This is a genomic window from Candidatus Edwardsbacteria bacterium (assembly GCA_031082425.1).
GTDB lineage: Bacteria > Edwardsbacteria > AC1 > AC1 > EtOH8 > UBA2226.
Genome location: JAVHLB010000003.1, coordinates 247,610 through 268,278, shown reverse-complemented (window position 1 = coordinate 268,278; position 20,669 = coordinate 247,610). Strand labels below are relative to the sequence as shown.

Sequence of the window (20,669 nt, the reverse complement as noted above, 5' to 3'; positions counted from 1 at the left end):
TTTACTTCTATCATTTTCAATCCACTATTTTCGATTTCCTGTTTTCTATTTTAAATAGGAGGCAAGCACCTGTCCCAATGCAATTCCCCCGTCATTTGCCGGGACCTGCCGGTGCGCCAGAACATCATATCCTTTCCGCTGCAAGCCCTGTGAAATCGCCGTTAAAAGGAAGCGGTTCTGGAATACCCCGCCGGAAAGGGCCACTGTTTTGATGCCGGTTTTTGACCTCAAATTATCGCACATCAGCAAAGTAAAGTCAACGATTGTATTATGGAACTTGGCCGAGCAGACGCCGGCATTCGTCCCTGCCAGAATATCCTCCGTTAACTGCCGCCACATCCTTTTGATTGATATTAATGTCATACCTTTTTCCTCAGTCAAATCAAACCCATATCTTTCGTTGATCCCCAAAGCCAGGCAGTTCTCCAGCAACATGGCCGCCTGGGCCTCGAAAGTAATGCTCCGGCAGACGCCTAAAAGAGCGCTGCCCGCATCGAACAGCCGGCCCAGGCTGGACGTCCAGGCCAGGTTAAAGCCGTTCTCCATTTGTTTTACTATCACCTCCAGCTCCGCCGGGCTATCTTGGGGCATCAGTTTTACGGGAATCTGATTGAGAAGATATTGGCTGTAGGCGGCGGCGATCCGGTAGGGTTTTTTTATTGAGATCTCCCCGCCCGGCAGGGGCAGATATTCCAAATGTCCCGCCCTTTCGATGTTTATGCCGTCGAACACAAAGAACTCCCCGCCCCATATCTTTCCATCCTGGCCGTAGCCGGTGCCGTCGAAAGCCACTCCGATGGCCGGCACCACTTTCCCGTTATCTGCCAACGTGCTTAGGATGTGGGCCTTATGATGCTGGACTGCCTGCAGGATCACTCCGGTCTGTTCCCGGGCCCACTTGGTGGTCAGGTAATCGGGGTGCAGGTCGTGAACAATAATTTCCGGCCTAATCTTGAACCACCTCTGGTACTTATCCGCCATTTCTTCGAAGAATTCCAGCGTGGCAGTGTTGTCCATCTCGCCGATATGCTGGCTGACATAGGCCTTGTCGCCCGAGGCCAGGCAAAAAACATTCTTCATCTCCCCTCCCACCGCCAGGGTGGGAGGCACCGGGACCGGGAGATTGATGGGATTGGGGGCATAGCCCCTGGAATGCCGGACTATCTGGGAATTGCCGGCCTTGGCGTCCCCGGCCTCGGTCCAGAAAACTATGGAATCGTCGTTTCGATTCTCGATCTCCCGGTCATTTAACAAAAAATGATCGGCAATGCCCGATAGTTTGTCCAAAGCCTCCCGATTGCCGATAATGACGGGTTCATCCTGGATGTTGCCCGAGGTCATTACTAAAGCCTTAGATGCCGGGGCTATTTTTTTCAGCGCTTTAAATAAAAGATGATGCACCGGGGCGTACGGCAGCATCACCCCCAGATAATTATTTCCCGGCGCCACTTTATCCGATAGTCTTCCCGGTTTCCTGTTTCCAATTTCCGATTTTCTAAGCAGGATTATCGGGGCCTGGCTGGACACCAGCAGCTTCACCTCTTGGTCGTTCACATCGCAAAAATCCCGCACATCCTCCAGTGACCCGCACATCAGGGCCAGCGGCTTGTCCGGCCGGCTCTTTGCGCTGCGAAGTTTTTTGACGGCCGAATCATTTCCGGCATCGCAGGCCAGATGGAAACCGCCGATCCCCTTGATGGCCAGGATCTCCCCGGCCAGCAGCAGCCCGGCCGTTCTGTCAACAGCCTCATCCGCTTCGGCAATTTTGCTTCCATCGCTGCCGCACAGCCGTACTTTAGGCCCGCAGTCGGGGCAGGCATTGGGCTGGGCATGGAATCGGCGGTCTTCGGGGTCATGGTATTCCTTTTGACACTTGGGGCACATAACAAATGTCGACATGGTGGTATAAGGCCGGTCATATGGAGTGTTTTTTATGATGGAGAACCGGGGGCCGCAGTTGGTGCAGTTGATGAAGGGGTATTCGTGGCGGCGGTCCTCCGGATCCAGCATCTCAGCCAGGCAGTCCGGACAGATGGAAATGTCCGGCGAGATCCGGGTGATGCCTTCGCCGCCCAGGCTTTCCCGGATGGTGAAACCTGAATGGTCGCCCGGAACTGCCTCGTCAACGGAAACTAGGTCGATGGCGGCCTGGGGCGGCAATTCGCCGGGAATGTCCGACAGGAATCCGTCTATGCCCTCAGATGATCCCTGGGCCAGGATCTCCACCCCCCGGCTGGAATTGAGCACCCAGCCGGCCAGATCGTGTTTTTTTGCCAGACGGTAGATGAAAGGCCGGAATCCCACCCCCTGGACTATGCCGTTGATGATTACTTTGACTGCTCTCATTTTAATAAAAATATTTTTAAAAAGGCCGCCCCTGTCGGGACAGCCTTAAGGTATTAACAGGAACTGATATTTGGTTGATTGATGGTTCCGATCAAGTGAACAGGCCGGATTTTTTGTCGATCTGGAGTTCCAGGTCCTCCAGGATCCGTTTCTGCTCGTCGATCTTGCGGGACAGTTCGCGGGATTCCTTCTTCAGGTTCTCCATCTCGGACATCTCCAGGGAGAGCATCTGGAAACGCTTGAGCAGGGAAGCCTCCTCGCTGGTCTTGGCGGCAATTGCCTCCTGCACCGATCTTAGTTTGGCCTGGGCGGACTCGGCCTCCGATGCCAGCTTATCTATCTCCAGCTGCAGGCTCTCCTTCCTGGTGCTGATGCCGGCCATCTCCCTATCGGTCTGGGCGTTCAGCTCCTGGTTGCGGTCCTTCAGGTCGGCCAGGGTCTTCTCCAATTCCTCCCGATGGCGCTCCTTGCTCTCAACCTCCGACACCACTCCCCGCAGTTGATCGCTGATGCCCTCCAGCTTGCGGCTCTTCTCCTCCATCTCCCGCTGGATCTCTTCGACCTGCTGTTTGAGCCGCAGTTTCGCGGCTTCGGTGTCCTGGGACAGGCTCTCCAGTTCACGGTTCTGCTGCTGCACCCGGTCCTCTAATTCCCTCCGGGTCGCCTCCAGCTGGGCATCCAGATTCTCCTTCTGGGTTCTGATATCGGCCACCGCGGTTGCTAATTCCTGCCGCTGGGACTTCAAATCGTCCATTTCCTCCTGCAGGCCGCTTATCCGGCCCGCCACGGCTTGGGATTCATCCCGTCCGGTCTCGATCTGCTGCCTGATCTTTTCCAGCTGGCCGCTTAGATCGGCCAGTTCCGATTCGGCGGTCTGGGCGCTGCGGGCCCTTTCCTGCATCAGGCGCTGGTTCTCGGAGTCGATATCCTCCAGTTCTTTCCTTCCCCGTTCCAGCTGCCGGGACAGTTCCTCCTCCCGGGTGCTCAAACCTTGGACCTCTTCCTTCAGTTTCCTGGACTTGGCCAGCTGTTCCTCAATGGAACTGCCCTGCTGGCTGCGGAACTCCATGGCTTCCTTGATCCACTGTTCCAGGCCGGTCCGTTTTTTCTGCAGGGCATCAAGCTGGTCATCCAGTTCTTCCTTTTCGGCTGTCAGCCGTCCGGTCATCTCCTCTTTTTCAGCCTTTAACCGGCCCAGCAGCGTTTTTTGCTGTTCGATATTCTCCGCCAAAACCTGGTTCTCCCGGCTGTCGGCGTTCAACTTCTCCTGAACATCGTCGTGCCGGCTTTGGACCGATTTGATTTTTGATTCCCAGTCCGACAATTCGTTCCGCCTTCGGCCGACTTCGGAATCCAGATAGGCCTGTTCCTCAAGCATGGCGGAATACCGCTGACGAGCCTCTTCTATCTGCCGGGCGGTCTGGGCCATCAGTTCGGCCTGGGCCTGCTGTTCCTGCTTGGCGCTGGCCAGCCGCTTCTCCAGTTCCTCCTGGCTGGACATGGCCAGGCTGATGGATTCGGATAGATGAAGGTGCTCCTGCTCCCGGCCTTCGATACGTTCCGACAGGTCTTTCAGCTCGCCCTGCCGGGAGGCAAGTTTCTCCTCCAGCTGGCTGATCTCGGCCTGCCTGGCCTTGATGGTGTTTTCGGCGGAGACGATCTGGGCCTGGTTGGACTCCACCGCCCGGGCGGTATCGCTCTTTTGTTTGCTGAGCTCATCTATCTTTTGGGCCATTGACAGACCGTTCTGCCGGAGCGATTCTATCTTCTGCTGAAGCTGGATGATTATCTCCTGCTTTTTCTCTATGCTCCCTTTAAGCTCGGCCAGCCCGGCATCCAGGGCGGACACCTGACGGTTCCTTTCCACCAGCAGGCTGTTGGAGCTGGTCAATTCTATGCTCAGGCGGTCCAATTCAGATTCATTCTTCCGGCGCTGTTCCTCGGTCTTCTCCAGCTCCAGCCTGGCCTGGTAGGCCTGCTGGTTGAGCTGCACCTTCTGGCTCTCCAGTTCGGTAAGCTCCTGGGCGGTGGAGTCCATCCGGGCCTGGTGCTGCTCCGCCGCCTGTTTCAACGATTCTATCTGGCCGGGCAACTCCTGCAGGGAGGCCTGCTTGACGGAGAGGTCCTTCTGCAGTTCGGCCGCCACCGTCTCCAGCACCGCCACCTGGTGCCGTTTTTCCTCCAGGGTTTTTTCCACCTTGGCGGTGGCCTCCGAGGCCATCACCCCCTGCTGAAGTTTGTCCTGTTTGTTCTGTTCGGCATGAATTATCTGGGAGTTCAGGTCCAGCAGGATATTCTCGTTCTCGGTCCGGCGTTTATCCAGTTCAGCCACTTCGGAGCCAAGTCTATCCACCCTTTGCTGGGTCTTCTCCATCAGTTCGTCAAGGGCCTGCTGTTCGTTCTGACGCAGGGCGTATTCGGATGCCACCCGTTGCAGGTTCTGCTCGGTGTCGGCGATCTCCTGCCTGAGCTGATCAAGTTTTGATTCCGAGGATAGGTTCTCCCGTGTCAAATTCCCCTGCCGGGCCGAATTTCTTTCGATCTCCTCCTGCAGAGAAAGGCTCTGCTTCTCCAAGATCTTGACGTCTGCCTCCCGGGCCTTCATGGTGGCAATGGTCTCCTTGAGCTGAGCCCGGTATTTCTCCAGGGAATCCAGGGTTGATTTGCGTTCCTTTTTACTGCGCCTTATTTTCCTGAGTAATCTGGCCTCGTCCTTGCGGCGCTGTTTTATCTGGCCGTCCAAGAAATTCTTCTCCAGCTTTTTTATCTCCAGCACCTGGTCGATCGGCTTCTCCTGCCGGTGAAATATGCGGGACAGGAGCCCTGGGGAGGTGATGGCGGAATCGTTCGGCGGCTCCTGGCTGGAAACGGGCTCCGGAAGTGTCTCCGGGAATACCGCTGTTCCCTGTTCCCCGGAGTCCCCGGGCTCCAGATATTCCTGCGAATCTTCCTCAGCAGGAGCCGGTTCACGGTTTTCCGGCTCTATTGGCTGTCCCTGGCCGGCGATATTCTCCTCGTCATCATCATCCCCATTCCCGGCCGGTTCCGGGGGGGCCTGATCCGGGGCAGGCGGGGAGGTTTTTTTGAACAAACTGCCCAGCAGCCGGGCAATGACGCCCTCCTTGGGCTCCCGGTCCGGTTCGTCACCCCGGGCAGGGTTCTGGTCCTCCGGCTCCGCCCGGGAAGATCCCTCCTGCTCCGGCAGTGCCCCGGGCTCCATGGAGGAGAGGGGTTCTTCCGGAGCCGCGGTTTCCTCTTGGGAATGGGACGGGCTTTCTTCGGAGGACATAGCCTGGGCCGGGCTTTCCGCAGGGGCTTCGTCATCGGCCACCCGGAACTCGTCCTTCACCGACAGGGCCCGGCTGATCCTCTGGGCGGACCGGGCCAATTTGCCGAAAAAGCCGCCCCGGGAAGCTTCCGCGCTATCCACAGGGTGAGCTCCGGACTGCTGGTTATCCGTCACCCGGCTGCCGTTCTCCTGCTGGTGAAAACCTTTCTGGTCCATAAGTTATTCCTCTCCCGACATTTCTTTTAATTTGGCCAGCCTGTTGAGGGCCTCAATGGGGGTCATGGTCTCGGGCTGCAGTTGTTTGATCTCCCGCAGGAGATCCTGCTCCTCCCGGCTGAAAAGCTCCAACCGTTCCTCCTCCTGGCGGATCTGCCCATGCCGGGCCAGGCGTGGCGTGGAATCGGACAGCAGGGCATCCTGTTCCAGGTTTTCCAGGATCTCCCGGGCCCGGGAGATCACCCGGGCCGGAATGCCGGCCAGCCGGGCCACCTGCACCCCGTAGCTCTGCCCGGCGCTGCCCTTGACCACCTGCCGCAGGAAGATTATCTCATCGCCCCATTCCTTGACCGCCATGGAATAATTCTGCACTCCCGGCAGCTGGGCGGCCAGCTCGGTCAGCTCATGATAATGGGTGGCGAACAGGGTCCGGCAGCCGATCTGATCGTGCAGATATTCGCTGACCGCCCAGGCGATGGCCAGCCCGTCGAAGGTGCTGGTGCCCCGCCCGATCTCGTCCAGCAGCACCAGGCTCCGGGCGGTGGCGTTGTTCAGGATATTCCCGGTCTCGTTCATCTCGGCCATAAAGGTGCTGACCCCCTTGGCCAGGTCGTCGGAGGCCCCGATCCGGGTGAAGACCCGGTCGGTGATACCGATATGGGCCTCCCTGGCCGGCACGAACGATCCCATCTGGGCCAGTATGGTCACCAGTGCTATCTGCCTGAGGTAGGTGGATTTCCCGGCCATGTTGGGGCCGGTCAGGATGATCAGCCGGTGGTCGCCGTCGTTCAGCAGGGCGTCGTTGGCCACGAACTGTCCCAGCTGGAAATTCCGCTCCACCACCGGATGCCGGCCACGGATGATGTGGATCCGGGGAGAATGGTCCACCACCGGTCGGACGTAGCGGTTATTGATGGCCGCCAGGGCCAGGCCGCAAACAACATCGATGGCCGCCACCGACTCGCCGGCCTGCTTGATCCGCTGGCCCCAGGCTGATATCTCCTGGTGCAGGCCGGCGAAGAGTTCCGCCTCCAGGGCCTTGATCTTTTCCTCGGCCCCCAGCACCTTGTCCTCGTAGGCCTTCAATTCCGGGGTGACGAACCTCTCGGCATTGCTCAGGGTCTGCTTTCGGATGTAGTCGTCAGGAGCCAATGCCAGATTGGTCTTGCTGATCTCGATATGATATCCGAAGACCGAATTGTATTTCACCTTCAGCGACTGGATCCCGGTGCGCTCCCGTTCGCTGTTCTGGTAATCGGCGATCCAGCCCTTGCTGTCGCGGACCAGGGAACGAAGCTCGTCCAGGGCGCCGTTGAACCCGTCCCGGATGACCCCGCCTTTGGACAACGACAGCGGCGGGTCATCAGCCAGGGCTTTGGCCAGCAGGTCGGTCAGACCGCCGAAATCATGCAGGCCCGCGGATAGGTCCTCCCAGTAGCGCCCTGGCGGCACTCCGGTTTTTATCCGGGGAACTACGGCCAGCGATTGTCCCAGGGCCAGCAGGTCCCGGGGCCCGGCCCTCTGGCAGACGATCCGCCCCAGCAGCCTTTCCAGGTCCTGCACCTTTCCGAGATGCCTCCCAAGTTCGTCCCTGGCGGCCCGGCCCTCCAGCAGGCTCTGGACGGCATCCTGTCGTAAGGTTATTTCATCCAGATCCAGCAGCGGGGCCGTCAGCCAGCGTCTTAACAGCCGACCGCCCATGGCAGTCACCGTATGGTCTATGGTGTTCAGCAGGCTTGTGCCCTGGGGATGCCCCTCGGGGAAAAGGTTGAGGTTTCTGATGGTGGCGTTGTCCAGCAGCATCTGGCCCTGCAGGGAGTAGGGCACCATTTTGGCTACGTGGCTGATGGCCGTCCTCTGGTTTTCCTCCAGATAGCCGATGGCCGCCCCGGCCGCCCCGACGGCCAGTGTCAGGTCCTGGCAGCCGAAGCCGGCCAGCGAGGCCGTTTTGAAATGCCCCAGCAGTTTCTTCAGCGCCCAGCCCTGTTCGAAGTGATGGTCCTCCCGGTCGGTCAAAGGGAACCCGGCCAGGGCCGGCCCGATCTTCGGGCGGCCGGAGACGGACACCAGTATCTCGGAAGGCTGGTTGCGCAGCATCTCGTCGGAAAGTTCCGCCAGGGACATCTCGGCCACCCTCAAATTGCCAGCCGACAGGTCGCACAAGGCCAGCCCGCAGCGGTCCTGATGGCAGTTGACCGCGGCCAGCAGGTTCTCCCTTTTCTCATCCAGCAGGGAGGACCGCATCACCGTCCCGGGGGTGATCACCTCGGTGACCTCGCGCCGGACTATGCCCTTGGCCAGCTTGGGGTCCTCCACCTGGTCGCAGATGGCCACCTTGTGCCCGGCCTTGATCAGCCTGGTGACGTAGCGCTCCAGGGCATGGTGCGGGATCCCGGCCAGCGGGACATCGTTCCCCTTGCCGTGGTTGCGGGAGGTCAGCACTATCCCCAGCACCTTGGAGGTCAGTACCGCATCCTCAAAAAATGTTTCGTAGAAATCGCCCACCCTGAAAAGCAGGATGGCCTCGGGCTGTTCCTGTTTGATCCGGTGGTACTGGGCGATCATGGGTGTCACTTTTTCCATATCACCTTTCGACCACCATCGTTTTCAGCCCGAATTTGTCCTTCAGGGACTGCTGGGCTTTTTTCAGTTCGGACGAATTCTCGTAGGGGCCGGCCTGCAATTTATATATCGTGCCCCTGCCTTCCTGGACCTCCTCCACTACGGTATCAAAACCTTCGGCCCGCACCTTTTTGGCCCAGCCGTCCATGATCGCCTTGTTATTGTATGCCCCTATCTGCAGGTAATAGAAGCTGAGGGGAGCAGGCTCCTCCGGAGCCGGCGGCTGATCGGCCGTTTGGGGTTGGTTCGTTTCGGTCTGGCTGGGGGAATTATCATCGGGCTCGGTCCCCGAAAGGCTCTCTTCATCCTGGTTTTCATGGGTCAGGGCGGCTATCAGATATTCCCGGGCGCTGCCGGATTCCGGAGTCCCGGGGAAAAGGTCCATGATCCTCCTCCAGTACTCCCTGGCCCTGGCATCATCGCCTTTTTTCTGCCAGTACCCGGCCAGGACGTTCAACAGGGCCGCCCCTCCCGGGGCCCGGGGATACTGGTCCAGGTAGGCATTGACATAGGCCTCGGCTTTGCTCAGACTGTCGCTGCCCAGGGCCAGCAGGGCCAGCCTGGACAGGCTTTCCCGTCCAGCCGGGGTGCTGCCGTACCGTGAATAGGTGTAGAGATACCGCTCCCTGGCCTGGGCGGCCGATCCCACGTTCTGCAGGTACTGGGCCGTGGCGTAGGATGCCTGGGAGGCCAAAGAATGTGCCGGATAATTATCCAGGATGAACTGGTAATGACCGAAGGCATTGTTGCCGCTGGTCTCGATACGGGCCAGGGTGAACCTGGCCTCGGGGATGAACTTCCCCCGGGGATGGCGGGAAAGGTATTTTTTATAGGCCTCGGCGGCCTGGGGATATTTTCCGGCCTGGCACAACTGCCAGGCCGCTTCGTATTCCTTCTCCTCGCTGACCCCGAAACAAAAAGAACCGTTCAACAGCAACAGCACGATCAACGGCCAGGCCGATCTCATCGCCGGACCAAATGCCTGCTTTATGTCAGAACCTTTAGTTTGCATCTAGGGTTAATATAGATTCCGGTTATTGGCCACGGTCTGCAGCACCCATTGGAAACCGATGGTCACATACCCTGCGCTCACGCTTCTAGAGACCGCAGTCACCCTGGCGTAATGTACCACATTGTCCGTTTTGACAAAATAACTGTAACCATCCGAAACCGTAACCGGAGAAGTGGTGTATCCGCTATCGGGAGCTGTTGTGCCAGATCCTTCCATTACTCCGTTAGCTTCAAACCCAACCACCTCCGATGATAAGTAAACCAGGGTGATCTTGCCGTAATTCACTCCGCCGCTGACGAAGGAATAGGAGTCGCGGTTATCGCCCAATGATACCGACAACTGGGCCGTCCCGGTTATCACGGTGGTGGTCGGCGCCTCGGTCGGTTTGGGGGTGCAGCCTTCAAAAGACAGGATGAAGGCCAGGGTCGTCGCCACTAATGGCAACAACCATAAAAGGGTGTATTTTCTTTTATCCATAATTGTTTATTCTATCGCATTAAGGGAATAAATTCAACAAAAAACTGTCCTTAAATATTTAATTCAAGGACAGTTACATCATCGAACCGGTCAGGGTGGATTGGGTGGACTTATTTACCCTTACTTTGACGATTTCTCCGGGGCTGACGCCCGATGCGCAGTCAAAGGCCACCGGCTTGTTCCCGGGGCTGCGCCCCATCATCTGCCCCCTCTTGGGGACGGCTTTTTCCACCAGCACGGCAAAAGTTTTGCCGATATCGGCCTGGTTGGATTCCTGCGAAATTTTCTGCTGGAGCGATATCATCCTCGCCAGACGGTCCTGTCTGACATCTTCGGCCAGCTGCCCCGGCATCTGGGCCGCCTTGGTGCCCGGCCGTAGGGAATACTTATAGGTGAAGGCCGAGTCGAACCTGATTTCCTGCATGACATCCAGGGTCATCCGGAAATCCTCTTCGGACTCTCCGGGGAACCCGGCTATCAGGTCGCTGGTCAGGACCAGATCGGGCATCAGCTTCCGGGCGGTGGATACGATCTCCCGGTATTGCCCCAGGGTATATTTGCGGTTCATCAGGGCCAGCACCCGGTCGCTTCCCGACTGCAGGGGCAGGTGCAGGTGCCGGCAGATCTTTTGATTCCCGGCCATGGTCTCCAGCAGTTTTATGCCGCAGTCCTTGGGATGGGAGGTGATGAAGCGCAGCCTCTCTATCCCCGGAACATCGGCCGCTTGGGTCAGTAGGCCGGGGAAATCCGTGCCACCGGAGAGGTAGGAGTTCACGTTCTGGCCCACTAAAGTGATCTCCTTGATGCCCCTCCCGGCCAGGCATTTTATTTCGCCGATGATGTTGCCGGACGGCCGGGAATACTCCCGCCCCCGGACATAGGGGACTATGCAGTAGCTGCAGAAATTGTCGCAGCCCCGCATCACCGCCAAAAAGGCGCTGACCTGATTATCGAACGACGGAACGAGGCTTTCATCGTCTCCGATTTTTTCCATCCCGGTGACGGCGGCCCTGGCCCCTGTTTTCAGGAAACCTTCCAGGTGATGGACGATCTCCCGATACCTCTCGGTGCCAAGGACCAGGTCCAGCTGGGAAAAGCGTTCCAATAAATTTTGACCATTCTCCTGCCCCACACAGCCCATCAGCACCATCAGCCTGCCCGGTTTTCCCTTTTTCCAGGACTTAAGTTCGCCTATGCGCCCCAGCACCCGTTCCTCGGCATGCCCCCGGACGGCGCAGCTGTTGATCACCATCAACTGCGCCTGCTCCGGATCTTCCGTCTCCCGGCAGCCCGTCTGGTCCAATAGGGTCCTCACCGCCGCCGAGTCATAGAGGTTCATCTGGCAGCCGTAGGTCTCTATGTGATATATCAGTCTCAGCATTGCTGGGATATATCCGAAAATTCCATCAATTCCCCCAAAACCCCTTGTTCATGGGGCTCGGACAATTTGACCCGGACCATCTGGTTTTTCATATCGCGGTCCGATCGGAAATACACCTTGTGATAATGCTCCCCAAACCCGGACCATATGCCTCTGTAGTAAGTCTCCGCCAGAACCAGCTCGGTCTTCCCCTTCAGGGCGCTAAAATATTCCTGCTGCAGTTTTTCGTGGATATCCTTCAGGCGGTGCAGCCGCTCTTTCTTGATCTCCTCCGGGATCTGCCCGGCCATCAGGGCGGCCTTGGTGCCCGGCCTTTTTGAATAGGTGAAAACGTGCAGGTGGGTGAACCCCAGCTCCCGGATGTTCCTGACACCCTGTCCGAAATGTTCCTCGGTTTCGCCGGGAAACCCCGCGATGATGTCCGATCCGATGGTGATGTCCGGCATAGCCCGCCTTAATTTGCCCAACAACTCCCGGTAATAGGCCATGCTGTAGGGCCGGTTCATCTTTTTGAGGATGCTGTCGCAGCCGCTCTGCAATGGCAGGTGAAGGTGTCTGGCCAACAGCGGTATGCCCTGCATGGTCTCCATCAGATCGTCGTTCAGGTCGTCGGGCTCCAGCGAGCTCAGGCGTATCCGGTCCAGGCCGGGAATATCTTTTAATGATCTCAACAGTATGCCCAGGGAAGGCTTGAAATCCCCCAGCCGGATCCCGGTGACCACCAGTTCGCGGTGGCCGGAGGCGGTCAGGTTTTGGGCTTCGGACAATATCTCGTCCAGGGGACGGCTGCGGGAGGCCCCCCGGGCCAGAGGCACGATGCAATAGCTGCAGCGGTGGTTGCAGCCGTCCTGGACCTTTATGAAGGCCCGGGTGTGCCCGCGGAACGTCTTGATCCCGCGGGGCAGTTTATCCTGGCTGATACCCAGCCAGCTCAGTACTTGTCCAGCGGCATCACTGCTGTGCCGTCCCAGCACCAAACCCACCCCGTCTATTTTAGCCAGGGGCTCTGCCGCCATCTGCCCGTAACAGCCAATGATGATGATCTTGGCTGACGGATTATTGCGAACGATCTTCCTGACCGTCTGCCGGGCCTGCTGTTCGGCCGCGGCAGTCACCGAACAGGTGTTGACCAGGAAAATATCCGCTTGGCCTTCATTATGGCGCAGGCCGGCATTCTCCAGGGTGGTCCGCCAAAGCTGGGAATCGTACTGGTTGGCCTTGCAGCCGAAGGTGGATATTTGGAACGAAATCTCAGACATAGTAGTGAATTATATTACATCGGCCGGATAAATGCAAACCTCTCCGGGTAAAATTGATTTATCACTTGAAATTAAGAGTTAAATCACTTATCCTTATCCCCGTTATGCCTAAAAAGAGAGATTCGAAAATCCAATCTAATGCTCTGCCGGACAAAGAACCCGGCCGGAGCCTGAAGATATCCATCATCGAGGGATCATTCGCCTCGGTGCACATCGCCATCACCATCGGGGCCCTAGTGACCGGATATGCCCTGATGCTGGGAGCCAACGATTTCCATCTGGGCCTGCTGGCCGCTCTCAACGCCCTATCCAGCGTGGGGGCCCTTTTCAGCGCCTATCTGGTAGGGCTCCTGGGGCATCGCAAGAAACTCACCGTCTGGGCAGCCACCCTGGGGCGCCTGCTGTGGGCGGCCTTGTGCATACTGCCCTTCCTCAATGTCCTGGCCGGATGGAAATTATTGATATTCTTCCTGGTGATCTTCATCGCCAATACCTCGGTCAATATGGCCAACAATGCCTGGCTTTCCTGGATGACCGACCTGGTGCCGATGAAACGCCGGGGTTCATATTTCGGTCTGCGGAGCACCATTCTCGGCGCGGTGACCATGGCCGCCAATTTCGGTGCCGGAAAACTGTACGATGTCATGAAAAGCCAGGCCCTGCAGCAGCAGGCTTTTGCCATCATCTTCGGAGCGGCCGCCTTTACGGCCGTGATCGCCGGGATCATTCTCTCCAAGCAATGGGAGCCACCCCTTACCGGTGAAAAAACCCTGCCCATTTCGGAGCTGTTCCGGCTGCCCTTTGCCAACCGGGATTTCCGCCGCCTGCTGCTGTTCTTCGTCCTGTGGTCCATGGCCACCGCAGTGGCCGGGCCCTTCTTCGCCGCTCACATGATCAAGAATCTCCACATGCCGTTCGCGGTGATCGCCTATTACTCGATCATCGCCGGGATCCTTAACTTCGCCTTCCAGCCGTTATGGGGCCGGATCATAGACCGCCTGGGCAACAAACCGGTGATGATCTTCAATATGCTGGGCATCTTCTCCCTGCCCCTGTTCTGGCTGTTCACCACCCCGGACTTCTACCTGCCGATATGGATCGACGCCTTCATCAGCGGCCTGGTGTGGCCCGGCTTCGCCCTGGCCACCTTCAACCTGCTGCTGGTGACCGCCCCCGAGGAGAACCGCACCGCCTATCTGGCCGTCCAGAGCATGGTCACCGGGCTGGCCATCTTCGCCGCCTCGCTGGTCGGAGGCTGGCTGGCCGACAGCCTGCGCGATTTCAAATTTATCATCTTGGGGCAGACCATCATCAACTTCCACCTGCTGTTCGTTCTGTCCTCCATCTGCCGGATCTCCCTGCTGCCCTTGGCCCTTAAATTGAGGGAGGACCAGGCCCAGTCGGTGGGAACCCTGCTGGACATGGTAGGGGACAAATCCTCCCAGCGTTTCAGCAAGATCCTGGACTCAGGCATAATGACCATAAAAAAGATCCGCAGCCAGCTGCAGTGAATTTGAAGGGCCCGGCGTTACGCCGGGCCCTTTTAGTTTGATCGTTCTTTCCGGTCCGGTTCCCCGGCCCCTATCTTATAAGCGTCAGCCTGCCGGTGGCCTTCTGGCTGCCGGCATCCAGCTGGTATAAATAAACGCCGCTGGGCATCGCCCGGTTCCGGCCGTCCCGGCCATCCCACCTCAGATCGTAGTCCCCGCTTGACAGACGGGAATCCACCAGGGTCCGGACCAGCTCTCCGGCGATGTTGTAGATCTTCAACGAGGTTCTGGCGCTGGACTTAAGCTGGAACCCAATGTTCACTTTCCCGGAAGCGGGATTGGGATAGGCGCCTTTTAACAGGCAGGTTGCCGGTGCAGATACAACGCCCGGCTTCCCGGCCACACCGGTAGGGGCATATCCGGTGATCAGGATATCGTCAACATACCAGCCATCGGCCACGTTGATGGTATCGGTCAACAGCCTAAAGCCCAGCCTGAAGAATTTTTTATTGCCGCAATAACTGGTGATATCAAGGGTGCGTTGGGTCCAGGCGCTAACCGTCCCGCTGTAAAAGGCGGTCAAAGTGCTCCAGGTTGTTCCCAGGCTGTCGGTGGAAACCTCCGGCTGGCACCTATCCCCTGACCAGACATCATACTTTTCATACCAGGTCAATTTTGCCCCCAGGCTGCTGCTCAGGTCCAGGGGATCGATCATCCGGATCCACCGGTTTTGCTTGTTGGCGTAAGTGCCGGATTCGGCGTTGACTATGCAGGTATTGGCGCTATGATAATCGGTCTGGGTGGTATCCCAGTCGATCCCGGTGGTGTAAGCGGTATATCCCACTTTCCAGTTTCCCAGGCCGCCTTCAAAATCCTCGGCATAGATCTGGGTGGGCGCCCCGATGATAAAGCTGACGGAATCCCGGGCGGTCATAGTGTCGTTATACAGGGAATTATAACTCTTCTTGTCGATATAAATTTTGACCAGGTGCCCCTCGGTCATGCTGGCCGATGATTTGATGACAATCTCAAAGGGAAGGGCAACATTGTCGCCCTGGTAACTGGTCCCGATCGGGCCGATATTCCAAAGACTGTTGTTGATCGTTACGAAGGTGTCGGCCGTAGTGGCTTCGACCAGGGCCATGGGTGAAGGCCCGCCCAGATTATGCACTGCAACCGAAAGGATCATGGTTTCCCCCGGCTCATTGAACCCGTCGCCATCATCGTCACCGGAAAGAGAATAGCTTTTTTGGACCAGGTATGATCCGGCCAGCGAAGATCCTTGGATGATCTCCTTGGTGCTTCTTTGGACGAAACCGACAAACTGGCATTTGTAAAAGTTCCAGGCGGGATCAATCAGATAATCCCGGGTTATAACCAGACTGTCCCCTGCCGGAATGGTTATTGATTCTCCGTTCTCATTCGGGATCATATCCCGCACCACGAAATCCACCTCGGTCATCCCCTGCCATATTTGCGGGATATTACGCTCAATGACTACAAAATGAAAATTTCCGGTTTCAGAAATGATCCCGGTGTTTTTGATCTTGATTGAAGCGGTCCCTGTCCTGGCATCCAGGTCGTAGCTGGTCAAATTGATCGTTATTTCAAACGGGCTGGGCACAGCTTTATGGGCATCAAACACCGGCCGATAATAATCATAGTTGTTGTACGCGGCGCCGGATCCCGCACTACCAACGATCGAATCCAGTCCATCAAAGATTACCGTCGGATACCCCGGGATCATGTCGCCGTACCAGACGATGCGGTTGTAGGTCTCGGTGGTCTGGTAGGGATCCCCATAATGGAAGGCCAGCACCACCAGGGAATCTCCTGTCTCATTATACAGCTGGTCCAATCCATTGGCGGCCGCCGGGCAATACTGGCACCAGGTGCCGGTGAAATCCTCGGCCACCACCACCCTTTGGGAGGCAAAAGAGCTGGTTGTTATAGTAACCAGCATAACCAAAAACCCAAGCACTTTTTCCCTGTTCATATTCACCTTCCTTTTATTGTTCGCAGGTAATTTTATACGACTTTATCCTGATTAGCAAGAGGAGTCGAAATTTAATTTTAATCAATAAAAAGCCCCGCTTTACAGCGGGGCTCTGCTATCCTCTTAACAATCGTAATACAACTCGAATTCATAGGGATGGGGCCGCAGGTTCAGGGCCGCCACCTCTTTGGATTTCAGGACGATCCAGGTCTCGATCAGGTCCTTGGTGAATACCCCGCCCTCCAGCAGGAACTTATGGTCATTTTCCAGGGCCCCCAGGGCGTCGGACAGCGAGGTGGGCAGGGTGGGTATCTTCTCCAGCTCGGCCTTGGGAAGGCTGAACAGGTCCTTGTTCAGGGGCTGGCCGGGATCGATCTTATGTTTGACCCCGTCCAGTCCGGCCATCAGCATGGCGGCGAAGGCCAGGTAGGGGTTGCAGGTGGCATCCGGCGGGCGGAACTCATAGCGCATGGTCTTGGGATCGGTCAGGTAGCCGGGGATGCGGACCGCCGCGGTGCGGTTGCCCACCGAATAGCTGGCCCGGACCGGAGCTTCGTAGCCCGGAACCAATCGGCGGTAGGAATTGGTGGAGGGATTGGTGAAGGCCAGCAGTGCCGGGGCATGTTTTAAAAGCCCGCCCAGATAATGCATCGCCAACTGGGACATGTGGGCCAGGCCGTCTTTTTTATAAAATAACGAGTGACCATCCTTGGCCAGGTACTGGTGGACATGCATCCCGTTGCCGGGCTCCCCCACCATCGGCTTGGGCATGAAGGTGGCAGTCAGTCCCGCCTTGAAGGCCGCGTTGTGGACCAAGTATTTCACCAGCATGCTGCGGTCGGCCATCTTGGTCAGGGTGTCGAACATCACCTCTATCTCCAGCTGGCCGGCACCGCCCACCTCATGATGGTGGTATTTGACCGGCACCCCGCATTTTTCCATGGTCAGGCACAGGGCTGAACGAAAGTCGAACGAGGAGTCGTGGGGAGGTGCGGCGTGGTATCCGCCCTTGTGGGGCATCTTGTATCCCAGGTTGGGATCCTCATCCCGCCCGGTGTTCCAGTCGGCCTCCCGGGAGTCGACCTGGTAGAAGCTGTTCTGGGGGAGATTGGCGTAGCGCACCGAATCGAACAGGTAGAACTCGAACTCCGGACCCCAGTAACTTTCGGGTGCGGCGCCGGAGGACTTCAGGTATTTCTCGGCCTTCTCGGCCACATACCGGGGGTTGCGCTCGAACTTCTGTCCGGTGGCCACGTCTATCACGTCGCCGATGAAGGTCATGGTCGGCAGTTCGGTGAAGGGATCCATGAATCCGGTCTCGGCAATGGGGATCACGATCATGTCCCCGGCCTTGACCTGGGTGAATCCGGCCACGCTGGAACCGTCAAAGCCGATGCCCTTGCCCCTTTCGAACAGGGATGGGTTCAGCTGGTGGGCCGGGACCGTTATCTGGTGCCACTTCCCCAGCAGATCTACGAACTTTACCGAAACGAACGCCACTTTGTTCCTTTTGGCGAACTCCAGTACCTGTTTCATGTTCATGGTCTGTTCTCCAGTTTATTGATTATATATTTGAATCGGTAATTCTAAAAATGTTTATATCCCTTATCGGGGATCTTGACGTTCTTGAGGTCGGATCCTATCATTCTTACTCCGTTACCTTTGACGACCTGGCCGATGACGGAACAGGTCGTCCCGGCCCGGCCCAAAATGATCCTGGCCTCGTTCGCCTGCCTGGCCGGCAGGGTGAAGAGCAGTTCGTATTCCTCCCCGCCGTACAGGCAATATTCCAGGGGATCTTTTTTGAGGATATTGGCCGCAGTGACGGCCTCCTCGGCCACCGGCAGGGCCCCCTGGTCTACGACTATGCCCACCCGGCTCTCCCGGGCGATATGATGCAGTTCCGATGCCAGCCCGTCGGAGATGTCTATCATGGCGTGCAGTTTGAACTTTGATGCCAGCAGCCGGGCTTCCCTGACCCTGGGCTCCGGCCGCAGATGCTTTTTAATTAATTTCGAATTTTGAATTTTGAATCCTGAATTAAGAAGATCCAGCCCCGCCTGCGCCGCTCCCAAAGTTCCGGTGACCAATACGGCATCCCCCGCCTTGGCTCCGGAGCGGAGCCCGATGTTATTTTTCCGGCCTTCGCCGTAAACCGCTATGGTCAGCGACAACTCCCGGCCGGCCACAGTATCCCCGCCGCATACCGCCACCCCGTGCTTTTTCGCCAGCCTCTTCATCCCGGCGTATATCTTCTCGATATCTTTAATCGTGCTGTCCCGGGGGATGGTGATTGATACCACCGCCAATACCGGCCGGCCGCCCATGGCCGCTATGTCGGAAAGATTGGCCGCCAGGGCCCTGTGCCCCAGATCCTCAAAGGAGGTATAGGCCAGATCGAAATGTATTTTATCCACCAGGGTGTCGATGGTCAAAAGGCCTGACCTGGTTTTACCGATGGCAAATACCGCGGCATCATCCCCGATTCCGACAATCAGGCCTTTGTTGGCGGTTTGATATCGCCTTTTTATTATATCGATCAGCCCGAACTCGCTGATCCCGGCCTTTTGGTCTTTCATTTTTTCACCAGCCGCTCATAATATTCTGGACGACGGTCTTTGAACAGGTCATTCTCCGGGGTGATCCTTTTGTTGCCTGCCTCTGCGGTATCTATTTCCACGATGCCCACGCTCTCCTTGTCGGCCGGCGCCCGGCATAGCACCCGGGAATCCGGCCCGGCGATGACGCTCTGCCCAATGAATTTCAGATCTTTCCCGCCGCGGTTCTCCCGGCCGGTGCGGTTGGCGGTGACGGTGAACACCCGGTTCTCCAAAGCCCGCACCGGCATGGAATCGGGACAATACGGCAGGACCAGATTAGAGGGATGGCAGATCACCTGCGCCCCCTGCAGGGCCAGGGTGCGGGCCGCCTCGGGGAAGATCCAGTCGAAGCAGATCATCATCCCTATTTTGACCATGCCGACGGAGAAGACCTTGAAGCCGGTATTGCCGGGGGTGAAATATTTTTTCTCGTTGCCGAACAGATGGGTCTTGCGGTAGACATCCGTTTTGCCGTTGGGCCTGACCAATACTGCCGAGTTATATATCCTGCCACCATCCTTTTCGGCAAATCCGGCCACAATATTTATTTTAGTTCGCTTGGATATTTCCCTGAAATGATTGACGGTTTTGCCCTGGGTTGTCTCGGATAAGGCCATGACCTCTTTTTGTGAGATGAAATTATATCCGGCAGTGCACAATTCAGGCAGGACCAATAGATCGGCCCGGCAGTGACCGATAAACTTTTCGATCCGCGACAGGTTTTTATCCACCTGGCCGAATATGGGATTGAATTGTACGAAGCCGATTTTCATTTTAATGATACTGGCCTTTTATTATTTCTATCATTCCCTCGCCATCCTGAGAACTGCCCCTTGTGTGCAAACGATAGATTCTTCGACAGTCAGATAAAAAGCAATCCTCAGAATGACAAATCCCCTAAATCCTACACGTTGAATTTGATGTTCAGTATATCCCCGTCCTTGACGATATACTCCTTGCCCTCCAGACGGACATAGCCCTTCTCCCTGGCCCCGGCATAGCCGCCGGTCTCGATCAGGTGGTCGTAGCTGACCGCCTCCGCCCGGATGAAGCCCCGCTCCAGGTCGCTGTGAATGGCCCCGGCTGCCTGGGGGGCCTTGGTATGGGCCGGAATGGTCCAGGCCCGGCATTCGTCCTCGCCCACCGTGAAGAAATTTATTTTGCCCAGTAATAGGAAGGAGGTCCGGATCATCTTGTTCAGGGCCGGCTCCTCTATCTTTAACTCGTTGAGGAACTCCTTGGCCTCGTCATCGGACATCTGGGCGATGTCCATCTCGATGGACCCGCACAAGGGAGTGATGGTCTCCCCGGTCTGCTTCTCAAATTCAGCGGCCACCGCAGAAGGACCCGCTCCCTCCGGATAATTCAGCACCAGCAGAATCGGCTTTTCGGTCAGCAGCTGAAAACTGCGCAGAGCCTTTGATTCCTCGGGGCTGAGGCCCAGCGCCCTGATGGGTTTCTCCCCTTCCAGGTGGACCCGGCATTTATCCAGCAGGGCCAGTTCCTTCTCCAGTTCCGGTTTTTTGATCTTTCCCAGGTCCTTCTTCACCTTCTCTATCCGGCGTTCGATCATGGCCATGTCGGAAAGCAGCAGCTCGGTGGCGATGGTGGTATAATCGTCCAACGGGTTGGCTTTGCCCTCGGATCCGTCAAAGCCCCGCAGGACCAGAATGACCGCCTCCATGCCATGCATCTGGGTCAGGAATTCCGTGCCCAACCCGCCGTGCCCGGAGGCCCCCTTGGACATGCCCCCGATGTCCACATAGGTGATGGTGGCCGGGACCTTTTTCTTGGGATTGAACATGGCGGTCAGCTTTTCCAATCGTGGGTCAGGCATTTTGACCACGCCAATGTGCACCTCGCACCCGGTGGAGTATTCGCCCACCTTGATACAGGATTTGGTCAGGGCGTTGAAGATGGTGGTCTTGCCCGACTGAGGCAGTCCGATTATTCCTAATTGCAATTATATTCTCCAGCTAAA

General features: G+C 57.2%; 13 protein-coding genes. 1 reads left to right on the top strand and 12 read right to left on the bottom strand.

All coding sequences use genetic code 11. From position 1 onward, the window contains the following. Positions 1–45: 45 nt before the first annotated feature. The 7 genes from hypF to mtaB form a co-directional block, all read right to left on the bottom strand. Complete coding sequence (hypF, locus tag RDU76_04550; protein MDQ7798201.1) at positions 46–2,346, bottom strand: carbamoyltransferase HypF; 2,301 nt, start codon at positions 2,344–2,346, stop codon at positions 46–48. 91 nt (positions 2,347–2,437) lie between these two features. Beyond that, positions 2,438–5,851, bottom strand: coding sequence for a hypothetical protein (locus RDU76_04545; protein MDQ7798200.1), 3,414 nt, complete (start codon positions 5,849–5,851; stop codon positions 2,438–2,440). A 3-nt stretch (positions 5,852–5,854) separates the two neighbouring features. After that, the gene (gene mutS, locus RDU76_04540) at positions 5,855–8,434 is read right to left on the bottom strand and encodes a DNA mismatch repair protein MutS (protein MDQ7798199.1); all 2,580 of its coding nucleotides are present in this window, start codon (positions 8,432–8,434) and stop codon (positions 5,855–5,857) included. Between the two features lies 1 nt (position 8,435). Then, positions 8,436–9,440: an SPOR domain-containing protein gene (locus RDU76_04535; protein MDQ7798198.1), complete on the bottom strand. Its 1,005-nt coding sequence runs from the start codon at positions 9,438–9,440 to the stop codon at positions 8,436–8,438. A 51-nt stretch (positions 9,441–9,491) separates the two neighbouring features. Next, complete coding sequence (locus tag RDU76_04530; GenBank protein MDQ7798197.1) at positions 9,492–9,962, bottom strand: hypothetical protein; 471 nt, start codon at positions 9,960–9,962, stop codon at positions 9,492–9,494. Positions 9,963–10,035: 73 nt separating this feature from the next. Beyond that, positions 10,036–11,343, bottom strand: a complete 1,308-nt coding sequence (gene miaB, locus RDU76_04525) for a tRNA (N6-isopentenyl adenosine(37)-C2)-methylthiotransferase MiaB (GenBank protein ID MDQ7798196.1) — start codon at positions 11,341–11,343, stop codon at positions 10,036–10,038. Continuing rightward, positions 11,337–12,602: a tRNA (N(6)-L-threonylcarbamoyladenosine(37)-C(2))-methylthiotransferase MtaB gene (mtaB, locus tag RDU76_04520; protein MDQ7798195.1), complete on the bottom strand. Its 1,266-nt coding sequence runs from the start codon at positions 12,600–12,602 to the stop codon at positions 11,337–11,339. The genes miaB and mtaB overlap by 7 nt, the downstream gene beginning before the upstream one ends. A gap of 104 nt (positions 12,603–12,706) precedes the next feature. On the opposite strand from mtaB, the gene RDU76_04515 reads away from it, so the two are divergent. Then, positions 12,707–14,113 carry an MFS transporter gene (locus RDU76_04515; GenBank protein ID MDQ7798194.1) on the top strand — a complete coding sequence of 469 codons (1,407 nt, stop codon included), beginning with the start codon at positions 12,707–12,709 and terminating at the stop codon, positions 14,111–14,113. Between the two features lie 70 nt (positions 14,114–14,183). On the opposite strand, the gene RDU76_04510 is transcribed toward RDU76_04515, so the two are convergent. From RDU76_04510 to ychF, 5 genes are all read right to left on the bottom strand, one after another. Then, positions 14,184–16,088, bottom strand: coding sequence for a FlgD immunoglobulin-like domain containing protein (locus RDU76_04510; GenBank protein ID MDQ7798193.1), 1,905 nt, complete (start codon positions 16,086–16,088; stop codon positions 14,184–14,186). 123 nt (positions 16,089–16,211) lie between these two features. After that, the gene (glnA, locus tag RDU76_04505; GenBank protein ID MDQ7798192.1) at positions 16,212–17,630 is read right to left on the bottom strand and encodes a type I glutamate--ammonia ligase; all 1,419 of its coding nucleotides are present in this window, start codon (positions 17,628–17,630) and stop codon (positions 16,212–16,214) included. A gap of 44 nt (positions 17,631–17,674) precedes the next feature. Continuing rightward, positions 17,675–18,667 carry a thiamine-phosphate kinase gene (gene thiL, locus RDU76_04500; protein MDQ7798191.1) on the bottom strand — a complete coding sequence of 331 codons (993 nt, stop codon included), beginning with the start codon at positions 18,665–18,667 and terminating at the stop codon, positions 17,675–17,677. Beyond that, positions 18,664–19,461 carry a nitrilase-related carbon-nitrogen hydrolase gene (locus tag RDU76_04495; GenBank protein MDQ7798190.1) on the bottom strand — a complete coding sequence of 266 codons (798 nt, stop codon included), beginning with the start codon at positions 19,459–19,461 and terminating at the stop codon, positions 18,664–18,666. The genes thiL and RDU76_04495 overlap by 4 nt, the downstream gene beginning before the upstream one ends. A 131-nt stretch (positions 19,462–19,592) precedes the next feature. Continuing rightward, on the bottom strand, positions 19,593–20,651 hold the full coding sequence (gene ychF / locus RDU76_04490) for a redox-regulated ATPase YchF (protein ID MDQ7798189.1): 1,059 nt from the start codon (positions 20,649–20,651) through the stop codon (positions 19,593–19,595). Between the last annotated feature and the right edge of the window lie 18 nt (positions 20,652–20,669).

Excerpts from the sequence above, each read along its gene's own strand:
- RDU76_04535 (MDQ7798198.1), bottom strand. The coding sequence starts at position 9,440 with ATGAGATCGGCCTGGCCGTTGATCGTGCTGTTGCTGTTGAACGGTTCT.
- miaB (MDQ7798196.1), bottom strand. The coding sequence starts at position 11,343 with ATGCTGAGACTGATATATCACATAGAGACCTACGGCTGCCAGATGAAC.
- RDU76_04545 (MDQ7798200.1), bottom strand. The coding sequence starts at position 5,851 with ATGGACCAGAAAGGTTTTCACCAGCAGGAGAACGGCAGCCGGGTGACG.
- glnA (MDQ7798192.1), bottom strand. The coding sequence starts at position 17,630 with ATGAACATGAAACAGGTACTGGAGTTCGCCAAAAGGAACAAAGTGGCG.
- RDU76_04515 (MDQ7798194.1), top strand. The coding sequence starts at position 12,707 with ATGCCTAAAAAGAGAGATTCGAAAATCCAATCTAATGCTCTGCCGGAC.
- hypF (MDQ7798201.1), bottom strand. The coding sequence starts at position 2,346 with ATGAGAGCAGTCAAAGTAATCATCAACGGCATAGTCCAGGGGGTGGGA.
- thiL (MDQ7798191.1), bottom strand. The coding sequence starts at position 18,667 with ATGAAAGACCAAAAGGCCGGGATCAGCGAGTTCGGGCTGATCGATATA.
- RDU76_04530 (MDQ7798197.1), bottom strand. The coding sequence starts at position 9,962 with ATGGATAAAAGAAAATACACCCTTTTATGGTTGTTGCCATTAGTGGCG.
- RDU76_04510 (MDQ7798193.1), bottom strand. The coding sequence starts at position 16,088 with ATGAACAGGGAAAAAGTGCTTGGGTTTTTGGTTATGCTGGTTACTATA.
- mtaB (MDQ7798195.1), bottom strand. The coding sequence starts at position 12,602 with ATGTCTGAGATTTCGTTCCAAATATCCACCTTCGGCTGCAAGGCCAAC.
- mutS (MDQ7798199.1), bottom strand. The coding sequence starts at position 8,434 with ATGGAAAAAGTGACACCCATGATCGCCCAGTACCACCGGATCAAACAG.
- RDU76_04495 (MDQ7798190.1), bottom strand. The coding sequence starts at position 19,461 with ATGAAAATCGGCTTCGTACAATTCAATCCCATATTCGGCCAGGTGGAT.